This window comes from Halorubrum sp. SS7 (assembly GCF_005435055.1).
GTDB classification, from domain to species: domain Archaea; phylum Halobacteriota; class Halobacteria; order Halobacteriales; family Haloferacaceae; genus Halorubrum; species Halorubrum salinarum.
The window spans coordinates 1-282 of record NZ_SGXV01000521.1 but is presented as its reverse complement, the minus strand read 5'-3'; the positions used below and the strand labels follow the sequence as shown (position 1 = coordinate 282).

Here is a 282-nt window from a genome sequence, read left to right as displayed (position 1 = left end):
ATGCTCCGCCCGGCGGAGCACTACTCGATCCCGGACGACAAACTGGAGCAGGCGATCGCGGAGATCGAGGAGCTGATGGCGAAGCGGGTCAGCTACTTCGAGCGACAGGGCGACCTCGTCGCCGCCCAGCGCATCGAGGAGCGCACCACCTTCGACCTGGAGATGCTCCGGGAGGCCGGCTACTGCTCGGGGATCGAGAACTACTCGGTCCACATGGACGACCGCGAGTCCGGCGACGCGCCCTACGCCCTGCTCGACTACTTCCCCGACGACTTCCTCACC

The 282-nt window shown here is 66.7% G+C and carries 1 pseudogene; it reads left to right on the top strand.

Features of this window, described 5'->3' with window-relative positions:
* Window positions 1-282, top strand: a pseudogene (locus EXE44_RS19020) (excinuclease ABC subunit B); the annotation flags it as partial.